Source organism: Mesorhizobium sp. WSM4871 (assembly GCF_055811295.1).
Genome location: NZ_JBVVPU010000006.1, coordinates 142,754 through 157,756, shown reverse-complemented (window position 1 = coordinate 157,756; position 15,003 = coordinate 142,754). Strand labels below are relative to the sequence as shown.

Annotated in this window: 16 protein-coding genes; 4 read left to right on the top strand and 12 right to left on the bottom strand. The window is 63.1% G+C overall.

Features of this window, described 5'->3' with window-relative positions:
* Positions 1–32: 32 nt before the first annotated feature.
* Positions 33–1,013, bottom strand: coding sequence for a hypothetical protein (locus tag AC0L2H_RS14515; protein WP_473590862.1), 981 nt, complete (start codon positions 1,011–1,013; stop codon positions 33–35).
* Positions 1,014–1,108: 95 nt separating this feature from the next.
* Entirely contained in the window at positions 1,109–1,957 is an 849-nt protein-coding gene (locus AC0L2H_RS14510) for an SDR family oxidoreductase (protein WP_473590861.1), read from the bottom strand.
* Between the two features lie 88 nt (positions 1,958–2,045).
* Between AC0L2H_RS14510 and AC0L2H_RS14505 the strand changes: the two genes are divergently transcribed.
* Positions 2,046–2,972: an AraC family transcriptional regulator gene (locus AC0L2H_RS14505; RefSeq protein WP_473590860.1), complete on the top strand. Its 927-nt coding sequence runs from the start codon at positions 2,046–2,048 to the stop codon at positions 2,970–2,972.
* Here AC0L2H_RS14505 and AC0L2H_RS14500 read toward each other — a convergent pair.
* Positions 2,913–3,533 (bottom strand): TetR/AcrR family transcriptional regulator, encoded by a 621-nt coding sequence (locus AC0L2H_RS14500; RefSeq protein ID WP_473590859.1) that lies wholly within the window; start codon positions 3,531–3,533, stop codon positions 2,913–2,915. The genes AC0L2H_RS14505 and AC0L2H_RS14500 overlap by 60 nt on opposite strands.
* A gap of 120 nt (positions 3,534–3,653) precedes the next feature.
* On the opposite strand from AC0L2H_RS14500, the gene AC0L2H_RS14495 reads away from it, so the two are divergent.
* Complete coding sequence (locus AC0L2H_RS14495; RefSeq protein WP_473590858.1) at positions 3,654–4,874, top strand: MFS transporter; 1,221 nt, start codon at positions 3,654–3,656, stop codon at positions 4,872–4,874.
* Between the two features lie 30 nt (positions 4,875–4,904).
* On the opposite strand, the gene ribB is transcribed toward AC0L2H_RS14495, so the two are convergent.
* Together ribB and aroC are read right to left on the bottom strand one after the other, a co-directional pair.
* Positions 4,905–6,005, bottom strand: a complete 1,101-nt coding sequence (gene ribB / locus AC0L2H_RS14490; RefSeq protein ID WP_473590857.1) for a 3,4-dihydroxy-2-butanone-4-phosphate synthase — start codon at positions 6,003–6,005, stop codon at positions 4,905–4,907.
* A gap of 93 nt (positions 6,006–6,098) precedes the next feature.
* Complete coding sequence (gene aroC, locus AC0L2H_RS14485; protein ID WP_473590856.1) at positions 6,099–7,214, bottom strand: chorismate synthase; 1,116 nt, start codon at positions 7,212–7,214, stop codon at positions 6,099–6,101.
* A 211-nt stretch (positions 7,215–7,425) separates the two neighbouring features.
* Here aroC and AC0L2H_RS14480 point away from each other — a divergent pair, with 211 nt between their 5' ends.
* Positions 7,426–7,680: a DUF1344 domain-containing protein gene (locus AC0L2H_RS14480; protein WP_097576521.1), complete on the top strand. Its 255-nt coding sequence runs from the start codon at positions 7,426–7,428 to the stop codon at positions 7,678–7,680.
* Positions 7,681–7,887: 207 nt separating this feature from the next.
* Here the strand turns inward: AC0L2H_RS14480 and AC0L2H_RS14475 are convergent, their stop codons facing one another.
* The 5 genes from AC0L2H_RS14475 to AC0L2H_RS14455 form a co-directional block, all read right to left on the bottom strand.
* A complete protein-coding gene (locus AC0L2H_RS14475; RefSeq protein WP_473590855.1) occupies positions 7,888–8,175 on the bottom strand; it encodes a hypothetical protein in 288 nt (95 codons plus the stop codon).
* A gap of 300 nt (positions 8,176–8,475) precedes the next feature.
* The gene (locus AC0L2H_RS14470; RefSeq protein WP_473590854.1) at positions 8,476–9,063 is read right to left on the bottom strand and encodes a histidine phosphatase family protein; all 588 of its coding nucleotides are present in this window, start codon (positions 9,061–9,063) and stop codon (positions 8,476–8,478) included.
* Between the two features lie 57 nt (positions 9,064–9,120).
* Positions 9,121–9,939 (bottom strand): enoyl-ACP reductase FabI, encoded by an 819-nt coding sequence (gene fabI / locus AC0L2H_RS14465; protein WP_107650050.1) that lies wholly within the window; start codon positions 9,937–9,939, stop codon positions 9,121–9,123.
* A gap of 106 nt (positions 9,940–10,045) precedes the next feature.
* Entirely contained in the window at positions 10,046–10,975 is a 930-nt protein-coding gene (locus tag AC0L2H_RS14460; RefSeq protein WP_473590853.1) for a DnaJ C-terminal domain-containing protein, read from the bottom strand.
* A gap of 100 nt (positions 10,976–11,075) precedes the next feature.
* Entirely contained in the window at positions 11,076–11,537 is a 462-nt protein-coding gene (locus AC0L2H_RS14455; RefSeq protein ID WP_473590852.1) for an RT0821/Lpp0805 family surface protein, read from the bottom strand.
* Positions 11,538–11,578: 41 nt separating this feature from the next.
* Between AC0L2H_RS14455 and pdxH the strand changes: the two genes are divergently transcribed.
* Positions 11,579–12,196, top strand: a complete 618-nt coding sequence (pdxH, locus tag AC0L2H_RS14450; RefSeq protein ID WP_473590851.1) for a pyridoxamine 5'-phosphate oxidase — start codon at positions 11,579–11,581, stop codon at positions 12,194–12,196.
* An 11-nt stretch (positions 12,197–12,207) separates the two neighbouring features.
* Here the strand turns inward: pdxH and AC0L2H_RS14445 are convergent, their stop codons facing one another.
* On the bottom strand, positions 12,208–12,960 hold the full coding sequence (locus AC0L2H_RS14445; RefSeq protein ID WP_473590850.1) for a crotonase/enoyl-CoA hydratase family protein: 753 nt from the start codon (positions 12,958–12,960) through the stop codon (positions 12,208–12,210).
* Between the two features lie 32 nt (positions 12,961–12,992).
* Positions 12,993–14,759, bottom strand: a complete 1,767-nt coding sequence (locus AC0L2H_RS14440) for an acyl-CoA dehydrogenase (protein WP_473590849.1) — start codon at positions 14,757–14,759, stop codon at positions 12,993–12,995.
* Positions 14,760–15,003 lie beyond the last annotated feature (244 nt).

Here is a 15,003-nt window from a genome sequence, read left to right as displayed (position 1 = left end):
ACGGCCAAAGCCAGACGTTCAACAGGGTTTAGCTATTGGGCGCGGGCTTGAGTCCAGCGCGAACCACCGAATGAGGCCAGCGCCTCGTCCTTGAGTTTCCTGAATTTCGAGGACGCCTCAGCCAGCCTCCGGTCCCAGTCGGGATCGGGCACCTGGCCCTCGATCGTCCTGAAATAAACCTGCATCAGGCAAGCGATGGCAAAGGGTTCGATGAAGGCGGCCTTGAAGGCCCAGGCGAAGACGATGGCGAGCACGAAGGCCCAGCCGCCGAGCTGGCCGGGCATGAACCAGAGGATGGCGCCGGCTGGCGCCAGCATCAGCAGAAAAATGACGAAGGAAATGCCCCACATGATCACCGCCAGCCAGATGGCGTTCTTGACCATGGTCTTGCCGTTTTGCGCGTAGAGCACGACGCCCTGGCGCGCCGTCTCGAAGGGCGAGGCGGAATTGGTGCGGATGTTGTAGCCGAGGATGACCTCGTCGACATAGGTCAGCGACAGGCGGATCACCGTGTTGATGAAGCTGACGAGACCGCCCAGGCCTGGGATGGGCAGAAAGGCGGCGATGCCGCCGATGAGGCCGGTGATGGCGCGGATGGCGCCCTTGACCAGCTGGTCGAGCACGAAAAGGACGTTGGCCTCGGCGAAACGCTCCTTCACGACCTCCCTGGCATAGGCGATCTGGCCCTGGCCGCCGGGCACAGGCTGGCCGTCGATCAGATGGACCATGACCGCGATATGGCCGGCCTTGACGATATAGAGGATGTATTCGCGTATCCAGTAGACGGCGATCGAAACGACACCGAACCCGACCACACCGCCCCACAAGGCAAATGACAGCGGCCCGTCCGGATCGGTTGAGACGCGGCCGACGCCATAGCCGACGCCGGCGCCCGTGCCGGTCGCCACGATATAGGCCAGCGTGATGCCGAAATAGACGATCATGCGAAAGACGATGAAGGGCCATGTCCGCCTCATGATGGACACCGACCTGCCGATCTGGAAATCCCACATGCGCCCGAATCTCCCCCTCAGAGATGGAGGTAGAGGATGACTTCAGGCCGGCGATTGTCAATCTCGGGCTGGTCGGGCGAGATCGCCAAGGGATTTCAGGCATTCTCCACAGACTGGGACGACAGTTGCGGACTGAACATCTCGCGCATTTTTCCGAGGTAATGCTCTTCCGAGGTCGTCCAGCGTAGCTCCGCGAGGAGTTTGCTGTCCGCGCCAGCGGGATAGCGGATCGTCCGCCCTTCGTCCGTCGCTGCCGCGAAGACAGCCTCGGCGACTTCCGCCTCGGTGCAATAAGGGGTCGGATAGTTGGCCATCTTCTCGAAATAGGATTGGGCGAAGGAGCCATAGTCCGCCGGGATCAAATCCTTCATGCGTGCGCCGCTGTTGGCGCTGAAGTTCGTGGTCGGCGCATAGCCAGGCTCAACCAGCCGAGCCCTGATGTTGAACGCGTCCAACTCGTAAGACAGCGATTCGGTGAAGCCTTCGACGGCGCATTTGCTGGCCGCATAGACCGCCACCAGCGGCATGATGCCGAGGGTGACGCTCGACGTGACGTTGATGATGACGCCGTGGCCCTGTTTGCGCATTTGGGGGATGATGGCGCGGCTGGTCGCGAACACGCCAAAGGTATTGGTTTCGAATATCTCGCGCACGGTGCTGTCCGGCGTCGCTTCAACGACCGATGCCAGTCCGACACCCGCATTGTTGGCGAGCACATCAATCGCTCCAAATGCGGCGACACCTTCCGAGATCGCCTTGCCGATGCTGCCGGTATCGGTGACATCGAGCGGCAGCACTTTCAGACGATCGGAGGCGGTTGCGAACACGCTCGGATCGGGGCGACGCATGGTCGCGATGACGTTCCAGCCCCGGTCGAGGAAGAATTCGGCAACTGACTTGCCATAGCCCGACGATGTGCCGGTAATCAGAATTGTCCTGGTCATTCAAATCTCCATTTTTCTGCCGGCAACATAGACAAGGACACAGGACGGTCTATAATCTGGCGTCCGCAATTCATTATCGATCGTCCAAATGGATCCTCTCAGCGATGTGATCGCTCTGCTGCGGCCGCACGCCGTGTTCTCAAAGCCGATAACGGGCCGCGGGACATGGGGCGTTCGTTATCCCGCTTATCAGGCGCCGGGCTTCTCCATCGTGCTGGCGGGGCGATGCTGGCTCGCTATCGACGGAGCGAAGCCAGTGCTGCTCGATCATGGAGACTTCGTGCTGCTGGCCTCTTCGCCGGCATTCGCGCTGCTGAGCCAACCGGATGCCAAATGCGTTCCGGGCCGGCCTTCACAAGAAGCCGTCCGGCATGGCGATCCGGACGGTGAGCCTGACTTTCAGATGCTTGGCGGCAGCTTTCAGATCGACAAGGTCAATGCGACGCTTCTGCTTGCGCTGCTGCCCAGGATGATCCACATACGCGCTGCGGAAGTCGATACCGGGCGTCTCGCCCGCATCATCGATCTCATCATGGAAGAGTGCGCCGCCGATGGGCCGGGCCGGGAAATGATCCTGGAACGGCTTCTCGAAATCATGCTGGTGGAGGGTCTGCGCTGGCCCGGCATCAGCCAGGATTCGCTTCCGGCAGGGTTGCTGTCGGGAATGCGGGATCCAGCCTTGGCTCCTGTCCTGCGCGCGATGCATTCCAATGTTCGGGCGGGATGGACCGTGGCTGAGCTCGCGAGACTTGCCGGCATGTCGCGATCAGCGTTCGCGGCCAGGTTTTCCGGGACTCTGGGCTGCGCTCCGATGGAGTATCTTTCGCGTTGGCGAATGACGCTCGCTCGGGATGCCTTGAGCCGGGGCGGAAGGTCGCTTGACCTCCTCGCCGAAGAGATAGGCTATGATTCCGCCAGCGCCTTCAGTACGGCGTTTCGCAGACGCGTGGGATGCTCACCGGGCGCGTTCGCGCGCTCCCACCGGGACGGGGACGCGAAGCAGGCCCTCCAGTAGAACGTTGAAGGCCTTCACGGCCTTCTTCGATGTGGCTTGCGGATCGTTTGAATTGGCGATCCACTGCGCGGCATGCAGCGACGCGCCGCTGATCAGCCGGGCGGCGGCTTCGACATCGACGTCAGCGATGGTTCCCTCATCCCTGAGCTTGCGAATGCTCTCCGCCATGGAATGGATGCATTCATTTTGGCTGGGCCATTGCGAGGGATCGCCGAGCACGGCTGGGCCGTCGCGGAGCACGATGCGCTGGATTTCCGGCTCCAGCGCCATCTCGATATAGGCGGTGCATTCACCGACAAAGCCCTGCCAGAGATTGTCCGCCCTGGCCGAGACGATTTTTAACCTTGCCGACATTTCAGCGTCGATCTCGGCGATGACCGCCTGAAGCAGCCCCTTCTTGTCGCCGAAATGATGATAGAGTGCGCCGCGCGTCAGGCCGGCCGACGCGGTGAAGTCATCCATCGAGGCTTCCGCATAGCCGGCAGTTCCGAAGGCATGGCGGGCCGCGGCTATCAGCTTGGCGCGCGTCTCGGCGATCATCTCCTTGCGGGGTCTATGCATGGTTCTGGCCCTATCGACATACGCCTCGTATGCCAATTGACATACGATGCGTATGAACTACCTCATAGTAATACGCTGCGTATGTAATTGTCGAACCGTCCCTTGTCGAGGAGACTGACCATGCAGAACCCCTATTCGGAAATCTTTCGCGCTCCCGGCGCCAGGGGCTTCGCGGCATCCGGCTTCTTTGCCCGGCTCCCTATCGCAATGGCTCCGATTGGGATCGTCGCGATGCTGTCGCAGACTCATGGCGAATACTGGCTGGCCGGCGCCGTCTCGGCGACATTCGCGCTGACCAACGCTTTCCTGGCACCGCAGATATCGCGACTGGTGGACCGCCTCGGCCAGACGCGGATCGTCGCGCCCACCACGGTCATTTCCGTGCTCGCCTTCGCCATCCTGATTGCTGCGGCCAATCAGGGCTGGCCGATTTGGACGCTGTTCGTGTCGGCGCTGCTGGCCGCCGCCATGCCGAGCATCCCGGCAATGGTGCGCGCGCGCTGGACCGAGATCTTCCGGGATCGCCCCGAACTCAACACCGCGTTCGCTTTCGAGTCGGTGGCGGACGAACTTGTCTACGTCGCCGGCGCATCGCTGTCGGTGGGCCTGAGCGTCGCCCTGTTCCCGGAAGCCGGAATGCTGGCGAGCACCTTGTTCCTCGCCTTCGGCTCGACGGCCTTCATTCTACAGCGCTCGACCGAGCCGCGCGTGCGACCGGTGGAGCATGGCTCACAGGGCTCGGCCATCCGCCTGCGGCCGGTTCAGATCATCACCTTCGCCCTGATCTTCATCGGCGCGACCTTCGCGACCACGGAAGTGACCACCGTGGCGATCACCAAGGAGCTTGGCCAGCCGGGCGCCGCCAGCGTCGTCATCGGCGTCTATGCGCTGGGATCGTTCGTGCTGGGGATCATCGTCGGCGCGCTCAACCTGAAAGTGCCGCTGCAGCGCCAGTTGGCAATCGCGATCGCCATCATCGCGCTGACCACACTGCCGCTGCTCGTCGCCGGCACCGTGCCCACCCTGGCGCTGGCCGTCTTCATCAGCGGCGTGGCGATCTCGCCGACCTTCATCACGGCATTCGGCCTGATCGAGCGGCACGTGCCGGAAGCCATGCTGACCGAGGGCGTCACCTGGGTGATGACCGGGATAGGCATCGGCATGGCGCTCGGCTCCTTCGCCGCCGGAGCGGTGGTGGACGCGTTCGGCGCTCAGAGCGGGTTCCTTGTGTCCGTAGCGGCAGGCACAGTCGCACTCGCCACAGTGCTCATCGGACAGCGCAGCCTTGCGATACCGGATTGCGATCTGAACGGATGCGAGGCAGTAGTTCCCGCCGAGTAACAGCCGGCATCACCCGAGTATCGACAGACCCTAGAGAATCTCGGTCCTGGCGATATGGATGCCAAAGCCTTCGAGGCCGACATAGTGGCGTTCGCGCGAGGCGATCAGGTTGATCGAGGAGATGCCGAGATCCTTGAGTATCTGGGCACCAAGGCCGATCTCGCGCCATTCGTTCTCGCGGCGCCGCGCCTCTTCATGGTCCTCGCGGTCGCCGGCAGCCGGCCGGTTGCGCTCCTGATGGGCGACGCCGACCGAGCCCTCGCGCAGATAGACGATGACGCCGCGCTTGCGCTCGCCCATCGCCTTCATGACGCCGTCCAGCCGGTGGCTGGTGCCGAAGACATCGCTCACGACATCCTCGGAATGCAGCCGCACCGGCACGTCCTCGCCGTCGCGGATGTCGCCGAAGACGATCGCGACGTGATGCATCGAATCCCAGGGCAGCGTGTAGGTGAAGACCTGCGCCTTGCCGCCCGGCGTCTCAATGTCGGAGCAGGCGACGCGCTCGACCAGCGTTTCCTTGCGCTGGCGATAGGCGATGAGGTCGGCTACCGATATCTGCTTCAGGCAGTGCTCCTCGGCGAACGCCTGCACCTGCGGGCCGCGCTTGACGGTGCCGTCATCGTTGACCAGCTCGGAAATGACACCGATCGGCGGCAGGCCGGCGAGCTTGCAGAGGTCGACCGCGGCCTCTGTATGGCCCGAACGCATCAGCACGCCGCCCTCGCGCGCGATCAGCGGAAAGATGTGGCCGGGGCGGACGAAATCGGAAGCGCCGACATTGCCGTTGGCGAGGTTGCGCACCGTCAGCGTGCGGTCGTCAGCTGAAATGCCTGTCGTGGTGCCGTGCTTGAAATCGACGCTGACGGTGAAGGCGGTGGTGTGGGCCGAATCATTGTCGGCGACCATCGGCTGCAGGTTCAGCCGCTTGGCTTCCTCGCGCGGCATCGGCGTGCAGACGATGCCGGAGGTGTTGCGGACAATGAAGGCCATCTTTTCCGGTGTGCAGTGGACGGCCGCAACGATCAGGTCGCCCTCGTTCTCGCGCCCGTCATCATCCATGACGACGACGATCTCGCCGCGCTCGAAAGCACGCAGGGCTTCGACGATTTTCTTCTGGTCGTAAGGCATTGGCTCGCTTCGCTCGCAGGGAATAGGGGATAGGGGAATAGGGCAGTAGGGACTAGGGAAAAGGCTGTTTCAGTGGGCTGCGTAGCATACTGCCTACTGCCTACTGCCTATTCCCTGCCCCGTCTGTCCCCTGTGCCGCAGATAGTGATCGGCAATCGCGCAGGCAACCATCGCCTCGCCGATCGGCACGGCGCGGATGCCGACGCACGGGTCGTGCCGGCCCTTGGTCATGATCTCGACGTCGCGGCCGTCCTTGTCGATCGATTTTCGCGGCGTCAGGATCGACGAGGTCGGCTTGACGGCGAAGCGCGCGACGATCGCCTGGCCGGTTGAAATACCGCCAAGGATGCCGCCGGCATTGTTGGACAGGAAGACCGGCTTGCCGTCATTGCCCATGCGCATCTCGTCGGCATTCTGTTCGCCGGTGATGCGGGCCGCCTCGAAGCCATTGCCGATCTCGACGCCCTTGACGGCGTTGATCGACATCAGGCCCGAAGCGATGTCCTGGTCGAGCTTGGCATAGATCGGCGCGCCGAGGCCCGCGGGAACGCCGTCGGCGACGATCTCGATGACGGCGCCGACCGAGGAGCCCGACTTGCGGATGCCGTCGAGATACTGCGTGAAGACCGCCACCGATTTCGGGTCCGGGGTGAAGAACGGGTTTTCGGCGTCACCGATGAAATTCCAGTTCCAGTTGGCGCGGTCTATTTGTTTTTCGCCCATCGACACCAGCGCGCCGCGCACCACCATGCCGGGCACCACCTTGCGGGCCAAGGCTCCGGCGGCCACCCGCGCCGCCGTCTCGCGGGCCGACGAGCGGCCGCCGCCGCGATAATCGCGCAGGCCGTATTTGACGTCATAGGTGTAGTCGGCGTGGCCCGGCCGGTACTGGCGGGCGATCTCGCCATAATCCTTGGAGCGCTGGTCGACATTCTCGATCAGCATCGACACCGGCGTGCCGGTGGTGATCATGGTCTCGCCGTCCTCGTCCAGAATGAAGCCGGACAGGATCTTGACCTCGTCGGGTTCGCGACGCTGCGTCACAAAACGTGACTGGCCGGGACGGCGCTTGTCGAGCTCGGCCTGGATATCGGCCTGCGTAAAACGGATACCGGGCGGGCAGCCGTCGACGACGCAGCCAAGCGCTGGCCCATGGCTTTCGCCCCAGGTGGTGACGCGGAAAAGATGGCCGAACGTGTTGTGAGACATGAAAGTGACCCTGCCCGGCAGCGGAACCGGCTTTAAGCATGACCAAGAGGGCGCGCGGCGCTGTAATCTGCCTTCTATTGGCGTTTTCCACAGTGGTCAAACTGTGATCCGGAGGATTTAGTTTTGACACATTCGGTTGGTTTCTGGTTCGCTTGACCGGTCCGTTGAACCCTCGCCGCCATCCTGCCGGCGCAACGATAAGAGGACGATGATGCGTATCCTGATTGGCGCCTTCGCCGCGACATTGCTTGTTTCCAGTGCAGCCTTGGCCGGCCAGACCGAAGGCCTGATCAAGAAGGTGGACAAGGACACGCTGACGCTGACGCTCGACGACGGCAAGGCCTACAAGCTGAACGCCGAAACCGATCTCGATGCGCTGAAGCCGGGGATGGATATCGTAATCGCCTATGACGAGACGAATGGCGAGAATGTCGTCACCGACATGCAACTGCCGGATGGCGATTAACCGAATAGCGTCTTTGCAGCGGACCATTCCGAAGCTGGCGGGCGGAAACGAGCGCCAGCGCTACAAGCGGCGATGGGAATGCTGGTCATTGAACGACCGAGATGAGGCCGGAGGCGGAATATCCGCCGTTAGGGCGCTGCACCACGGCGACGACGGGCCCGGCGCCATAACGCAGGCGATCGACCCGACGGGCGCCAAGGGGTAACTCTATGTTCCCTTCACGATTCTCGGTTTAGTCGGTCGGCGGGGCTGAGCAGCGCTCTCGAGGGCCAGGGCCAACCGTTTCTCGTCTTCGATGGCGCGATCGACTGCCTCAATTTCCTCTTGGAGCACCTTCAACTCGGCTCCGTAGCTGGAGCCGTCGCTGTCCCCGATCTGAAAGCCACTCGCCCGCATTGCGTCGCGAGTATGGTGCACGTTACGGACTCCTTCGCGTCGCGTCGCGACCAGGATTTCCCTGAACTCTCCAAGACGTTCAACGTGATTGCGAGCCATTGCGTTCTCCTGTTTCGTCGTCATCGTGGCCGCCAGAACGGCGTAGATTACGGAGATACTCTCGACAAAGCATGAGTGCGGAAGCTCAAATTTGAACGTCTTGCAATCGCGCAGAGCGCGGCAAAGCTGCCGTATGCGCAAGCGCCTAAGATGCACTCAGACACCCTTGTAACGTGACCGATTCCGGCGCGCGCTTTAACTCCAGGCTAAGTTGGTCGTGCCTTCTCCAAAGGAAACGGGCGGTTAGCGCCATCAATGTCTGAGAGGGGCTAAATCGCTCAGGGCGATTGGATTTCGATCCTAAAGCCACTCCAGCTTGCGGCCCTCCAGCCTGAGCAGGCGATCCTGCGGCACGTCCATCCTGACCGCGTCTTGCGCGGACATCCCCAGCACAAGGCGGAACAGCGCGCGCACGACGCCGCCATGAGTGACGCAGACCGTTTCGCGATCGAGTGCCTCAAACCACGGCTTCACCCTTTCGAGCAGCCTCTGGTAGCTTTCGGCGCCCTCGCCCGGCGGCTGGAAATTCCATTTGTCGAGGCGGCGCTGCCTAGTCGAACCCGGATCCCTGGCCTCGAGCTCGGCAAAGGTGAAACCCTGCCAGTCGCCAAAGCTCAACTCTACCAGCAGCGGCTCGGTGCGGTAGGCGTGCGGATCGAGCTTCATCGCCGCGCGCATCAGTTCCATCGTCTCGCGCGTGCGCCGCATCGGGCTGGCGACAAAGTCGAAATCCTGAGGATTATGGACGAATTCGGCCAGCCGGCGTCCGTTGCGGCTGGCCTGCTCGCGGCCGAGCGCATTGAGGTCGGTGTCGGCCTGCCCTTGCAGCCGGGCCTCGGCGTTCCACTCGGTCTGGCCGTGGCGCGCGATGTAGACGAGCGGATACATCAGGTCTTCCGGGTGAGATCTGGAGCAGACAGGCAGGATTGGTGTTCGTGGAAGGAACTAGTCCTTGACGGTCGAAATGTCGGGTGCGTCGACGGCCTTCATGCCGACGACATGGTAGCCGGAATCGACATGGTGGATCTCGCCGGTGACGCCGCGTGAAAGGTCGGACAGGAAATAGACGGCTGAATCGCCGACTTCCTCCTGGGTGACCGTCTGCTTCAGCGGCGAATTGTATTCGTTCCACTTCAGGATGTAACGGAAATCGCCGATGCCGGAGGCGGCAAGCGTCTTGATCGGGCCCGCCGAGATGGCGTTGACACGGATCTTCCTGGCGCCGAGATCGACGGCCAGATAGCGCACGCTGGCTTCGAGCGCCGCCTTGGCCACACCCATGACGTTGTAATGCGGCATCACCTTTTCCGCGCCATAATAGGTCAGCGTCAGCAGCGAACCGCCCTCGCTCATCAGCGCCTCGGCGCGCTTGGCGATGGTGGTGAAGGAATACACCGAAATGTCCATGGTGCGCAGGAAATTGTCGCGCGTCGTCTCGACATAACGGCCGGTCAGCTCGTCCTTGTCGGAAAAGGCGATGGCGTGGACGAGGAAGTCGAGCTTGCCCCAATGCCTGGCGATATCGGCGAACACCGCATCGAGGCTTGCCGGGTCGGTGACGTCGCAATGGCCGGCGACATGCGCGTTGAGCTCGGCCGCCAGCGGCTCGACGCGCTTCTTGAACGCCTCGCCCTGATAGGTGAGCGCGATCTCGGCGCCGTGGTCGACACAGGCCTTGGCGATGCCATAGGCGATAGACCGGTTGTTCGCGACGCCAAGGATAAGCCCGCGCTTGCCGGCCATAATGCCCAGTCCACCCGCCATGTGAGTGCTCTCCGCAAGATTTCTGCTTTGTGGACAGCCCTATCGCACAGGCACAGAGCCCCTTCAAGCGTTCAAAACGGACAGTTCGGGGGACAAAACCGTATGATCAACCTTTTCGGTTGCGCATCAGCGCTTCGAGATCGCTGTCGCCGCCTTCCGGCAGCATCAGCCGCACATGCGCATAGAGATCGCCGTGACCGCCGGCTTTCTCCGGCAAGCCCCTGCCCTTCAGCCGCAGCACCTTGTCGGAACTCGACCAGGCGGGGATGTTGACCGCGAGCTTGCCTGTCGGGGTCTCGACCGCCACCTTGGCGCCTAGCACCGCATCGGCCAGCGCCACCGGCAGATCGGCATGCAGGTCGCGGCCATCGACGCGATAACGCGGATGCCGGCGAAAGCGGATCTTGACCAGCGCATCGCCCGGCTGCGGCCCTTGCTCGCCCTGGCCCTTCAGCCGGATGGTCTGGCCGTCCTCGACATAGGCCGGCAGCTTGACGGCGATCTTGCGGCCGTCGGGAAACATCGCTGTCACCTTCTCGGCGGTCGCCGCTTCCTCGATGGTGATGTCGAGCGTTACGTTCAGGTCGGCGCCCGGCTGGGCCTGCCAGCGGTCGCCAGCACCTGTGCCGCGCGCTCCCGAAAAGGCATCGCCGAAAATCTGGCTGAAGATATCGCTGTTGCCGTCGAAAGGATCGCCGCCGGGGCGACCGGAGGAGCGAAATTCGAATCGCGATCCGCCGGGCCCCTGCTGCCGGCGAAAGCCGGAAAAAGGATCGCCGCCGCCTGCGGCGCCCTCGAAGCCCTGGAACCGCGGCTTGCCGTCGGCGTCGATCTCGCCGCGATCGAAGGCCGCGCGGGTCTTCTCGTCGCCGACGATCTCGTAAGCCTGGTTGGCGGCGGCAAAACGGTCCTTCGCCTTGGGATCATTCGGATTCTGGTCCGGATGATGCTTCTTGGCGAGTTTGCGGTACGCCGATTTTATGTCCTTGGCCGATGCGTTCTTGGCAACGCCCAGCACCTCATAGGGGTCGCGCATGCTTCCTGCCTGCAAGAGAGTATGAGTCCACGATTGCCACCTATATGCGCCCGCATAGGAAGAAATTCCAGTGGCGGGCGGCCATTATGATGGCTGAAAATCAGAGCGCCTTGAAGTCCTGCATGCGCCAGGCGCCGGCGCCGGCCAGGCAGAGCTCACCTTTGAACAGAGCGACGCCGTCGAAGCTTTCGCGCGACGCGGTGAAACGGCGGCACGTCTGCCCTCTGTCCCTGGACTCCGCCAGTTCGGTAATGGAGCCGCGCGAACCGGTATCGGCATTCGCCCAGGGAACGGCCTGCCCGCTGAGTTGCTCGATGTCGGCCGAAGACACCGCATTGCCGATCGTCGTCTGGTCCGAGGCGCGGTCCTGATCGTCCGGCGAAGCGTTGGCTGACGTGCTTGAGGTCAGTATCGTGCGGTCGACCTCGGCCTGCTCCAGGCTGAAGCCTCCACCACCGCAAGCGGCCAGCGGCAGGGCGACCAGAACCATGGCGGCTTTGACGCTGGCCGAAGCAATTACGCTGCGTTGCCTGCTGTCAAAAGCTTGCGCGATACGCGACAATCGGCAATCTCCCCAGCCAGCGATCAAGATTTGGAAAAACTATGAGCGAAACCGGGTTAACAAGCGGTGACTTTACCGAGGTCGCCGAGCCGTTCCGCCTTTTTGCCGCATGGCTCGAGGACGCGACGAAGAGCGAGATCAACGATGCCAACGGCGTGGCGCTGGCGACCGTCGATGCCGAGGGCATGCCGGATGTGCGGATGGTGCTGCTCAAGGGGTTCGATGAAAGCGGGTTTGTCTTCTATACGAATTTCGAGAGCGCCAAGGGCCGCGAGATTCTTGGCAGCATGAAGGCGGCGATGTGCTTCCATTGGAAATCGCTGCGCCGGCAGGTGCGCGTGCGCGGACCGGTGGAAATCGTCACCGAGGCGGAAGCGGATGCCTACTACGCGACGCGCCCGCGCGGCAGCCGCATCGGCGCCTGGGCGTCGAAACAGTCGCGGCCGCTGGAAAGCCGATTCGCGCTGGAAAAGGCCGTTGCCGAATACACCGCGCGCTATCCGATCGGCGATATCCCGCGGCCAAAGCACTGGTCGGGTTTCCGCATCGTGCCGCAGACGATCGAGTTCTGGCACGACCGACCGTTCCGGCTGCACGACCGCATCGTCTTTTCCCGCAATTCCCAGGGCGGCTGGGACAAGACGAGGCTTTATCCCTAAAACGCTGACGCTCAGGCTTTTTTCCTGGTCATGAAGGCCGTCAGCGCCGCGCGCGCCTCGTCGGATTTCAACTGTTCGCGGAAATGGCCGCTCTCCTCGCCGATGCGGGCGACAAGGTCCTCGCGCGAGCCGCGCATCAGATCGCGCGCGATCTTCAGCGCCTGCGGCGGCTTGGCGGCGATCTGGGCGGCGGCGGCCAGAACCGAGGCTTCGAGCGCCTCTTCCGCGACCACCTCGTAGATCAGCCCGGTGGCCTTCGCCCGCTCGGCGGAAAAGCCTTCGCCGAGGCCAAGCAACGCAAAGGCGCCTTGCCGGCCGAGCACCTGCGGCGCGAGCAGACTGGATCCGGCCTCGGGCACCAGGCCGAGATCGACGAAGGGTGTGCGGAATACGGTGCGCGGCGTGGCGAAAGTCAGGTCGCAATGCAGGTTGAGCGTGGTGCCGATGCCGACAGCAATACCGTCGACTCCGGACACCATCGGCTTTTCCACTTTGGCCAGTGCCATCAGGAAATCCCAGACTTCTGTGCCACCCTCGCCGCCAGTGGCGATAATCATGAAATCGGCAAGATCGTTGCCGGACGAGAAGGCGCCGGGCACGCCCAAGAAAACATGGACGCGCACCGCCGGATCGGCGTCGCCTTCTGCAAGGGAGGCCGACATTGTCGCATACATGGCGCGCGTCAGGGCATTCTTCTTGTCCGGGCGGTTCATGCGGATGATCTGGATGGCGCCCTGGCGCTCGACGAGGATATGGTCTGTCACGGTTTTTCCTTGTGAACGTCAGACTGGAAAATTCAGGCGGAAATCAGCGCCTTGCCGGCATCGGCAAGGCTTTCGGCGCCGCCAATGACGCGCTCTTTCAGCGCCCGCACCTCGCCAAGCAGGTTTTCGGCAAAGAAGCGGCACAGCGGCACGCGGGTTTGGTCGGCAAGCCCGCCGCGCGCCAGATAGGCGCCGCCGGCGGCAAGCGAGAACAGTCTGAGATAGGGCGTGGCGCCGGCCAGCGCCGCGTCCGAACGACCATCGGCGAGCAGCTTCTGCAAGAAGCGCGTCGCTTCCGTGAGGTCGTCCAGTGCCTGGTCGAGGCTGTCGGCCGTGCGGCCGAAACCCCTGAGGTTCGAGGTCCGCACGGAATTGGCGACCGCTTTCAGTTCGGCGATGTAGCCATGCACGTGCTCGCCGCCGCCGAGCGGCAATTTGCGCGCCACCAGATCGATCGCCTGGATGCCGTTGGTGCCTTCGTAGATCGGTGCGATGCGCGCGTCGCGGTAGAGTGCGGCCGCGCCCGTCTCCTCGATGAACCCCATGCCGCCATGCACCTGCAGACCAAGCGAGGCTACCTCGACGCCGATATCGGTGGAGAAGGCCTTGGCCAGCGGCGTCAGCAGATTGGCGCGGTCGCGCCAATGCGCGGCGTCGCCGTCCAAGACGCGCGCGCAATCGATGGCATGCGCGCAGGAATAGCTGATGGACCGGGCAATCTGCGTCAGCGCCTTCATGGTCAAGAGATTGCGCTGCACGTCCGGGTGATGAACGATCGGCGCCATGCCGGGCCCGCCATAGCTCGCAGCCTTGCCCTGCCGGCGTTCATTGGCATAGGCAATCGCCTTCTGCGTCGCCATCTCGGCGACCGCGACGCCCTGCATGCCGATGGCAAGGCGGGCATTGTTCATCATGGTGAACATGCAGGCGAGGCCCTTGTTCTCCTCGCCGACCAGCCAGCCGATCGCGCCAGGCGACTCGCCTTCGAAACCATCGCCATAGATCATGGTGCAGGTCGGCGAGGCGTGGATACCGAGCTTGTGTTCCAGTCCGGAGCAGAAGAGGTCGTTGCGGGCACCGAGCGTGCCATCGTCGCCAACCAGGAATTTCGGCACCAGGAACAGCGAAATGCCACGCGTGCCGGCCGGCGCATCGGGCAGCCGCGCCAGCACCAGATGGACGATGTTGTCGGTCAAGTCGTGCTCGCCATAGGTGATGAATATCTTCTGGCCGAAGATGCGATAGGTGCCGTCGCCGGCCGGTTCGGCGCGGGCGCGCAAGGCATTCAGATCCGAGCCCGCCTGCGGCTCGGTCAAGTTCATCGTGCCCATCCATTCGCCGGAGACGAGCTTTTCGAGGTATTTCGCCTTCAGGGCCTGCGACGCGTGCTTGTCGAGCGCCTCGACCGCGCCCATGGTCAGCGTCGGACCCACGCCGAAGGCCATGGCGGCGGAGTTCCACATTTCGAGCGCGGCAACACCGAGCATAGTCGGCAGCCCCTGACCGCCGAATTCTTCTGGCGCCGACAGCGCGTTCCAGCCGCCATCGATCCAGCGGCGATAAAGCGCCTTCCAGCCGGGGGGCATGGTGACCGCCGCAGCCTTCAGCACAGCGCCCTGTTCGTCACCGACCTTGTGGAGCGGCGCCACCTCCTCGCTGGCGAAGCGGCCGGCTTCCGCCAGAATGGCGTCGACGAGGTCTTCACCCAGGTCGCCAAAGGTGCCTGCGTCGAGCGCCGGCTTCAGGCCAGCCACGTGCTTCAACGTGAAGGCGATATCCTCGACGGGTGCCCGATACATGCCGCTTTGTCCTCCTGATGCATCGGCCAGGAAATCGGAATCGATTTCCGGAAAGCACGATGCATAGACTAAAATTGCTAGAGCGTACTTTGTGCGTCCAAATGGACGCACGTCGCTCTAGCCTGGCGGATCAACCTAAGACCGCAGGCGATGCAAAACCATCGGTCTTTGGTCGCCTCCTCCATCTTCTTTTTACGTAAACGTCAAATTTTGTCACGCGGATTTTGCAAGTACCGCAGCGCAC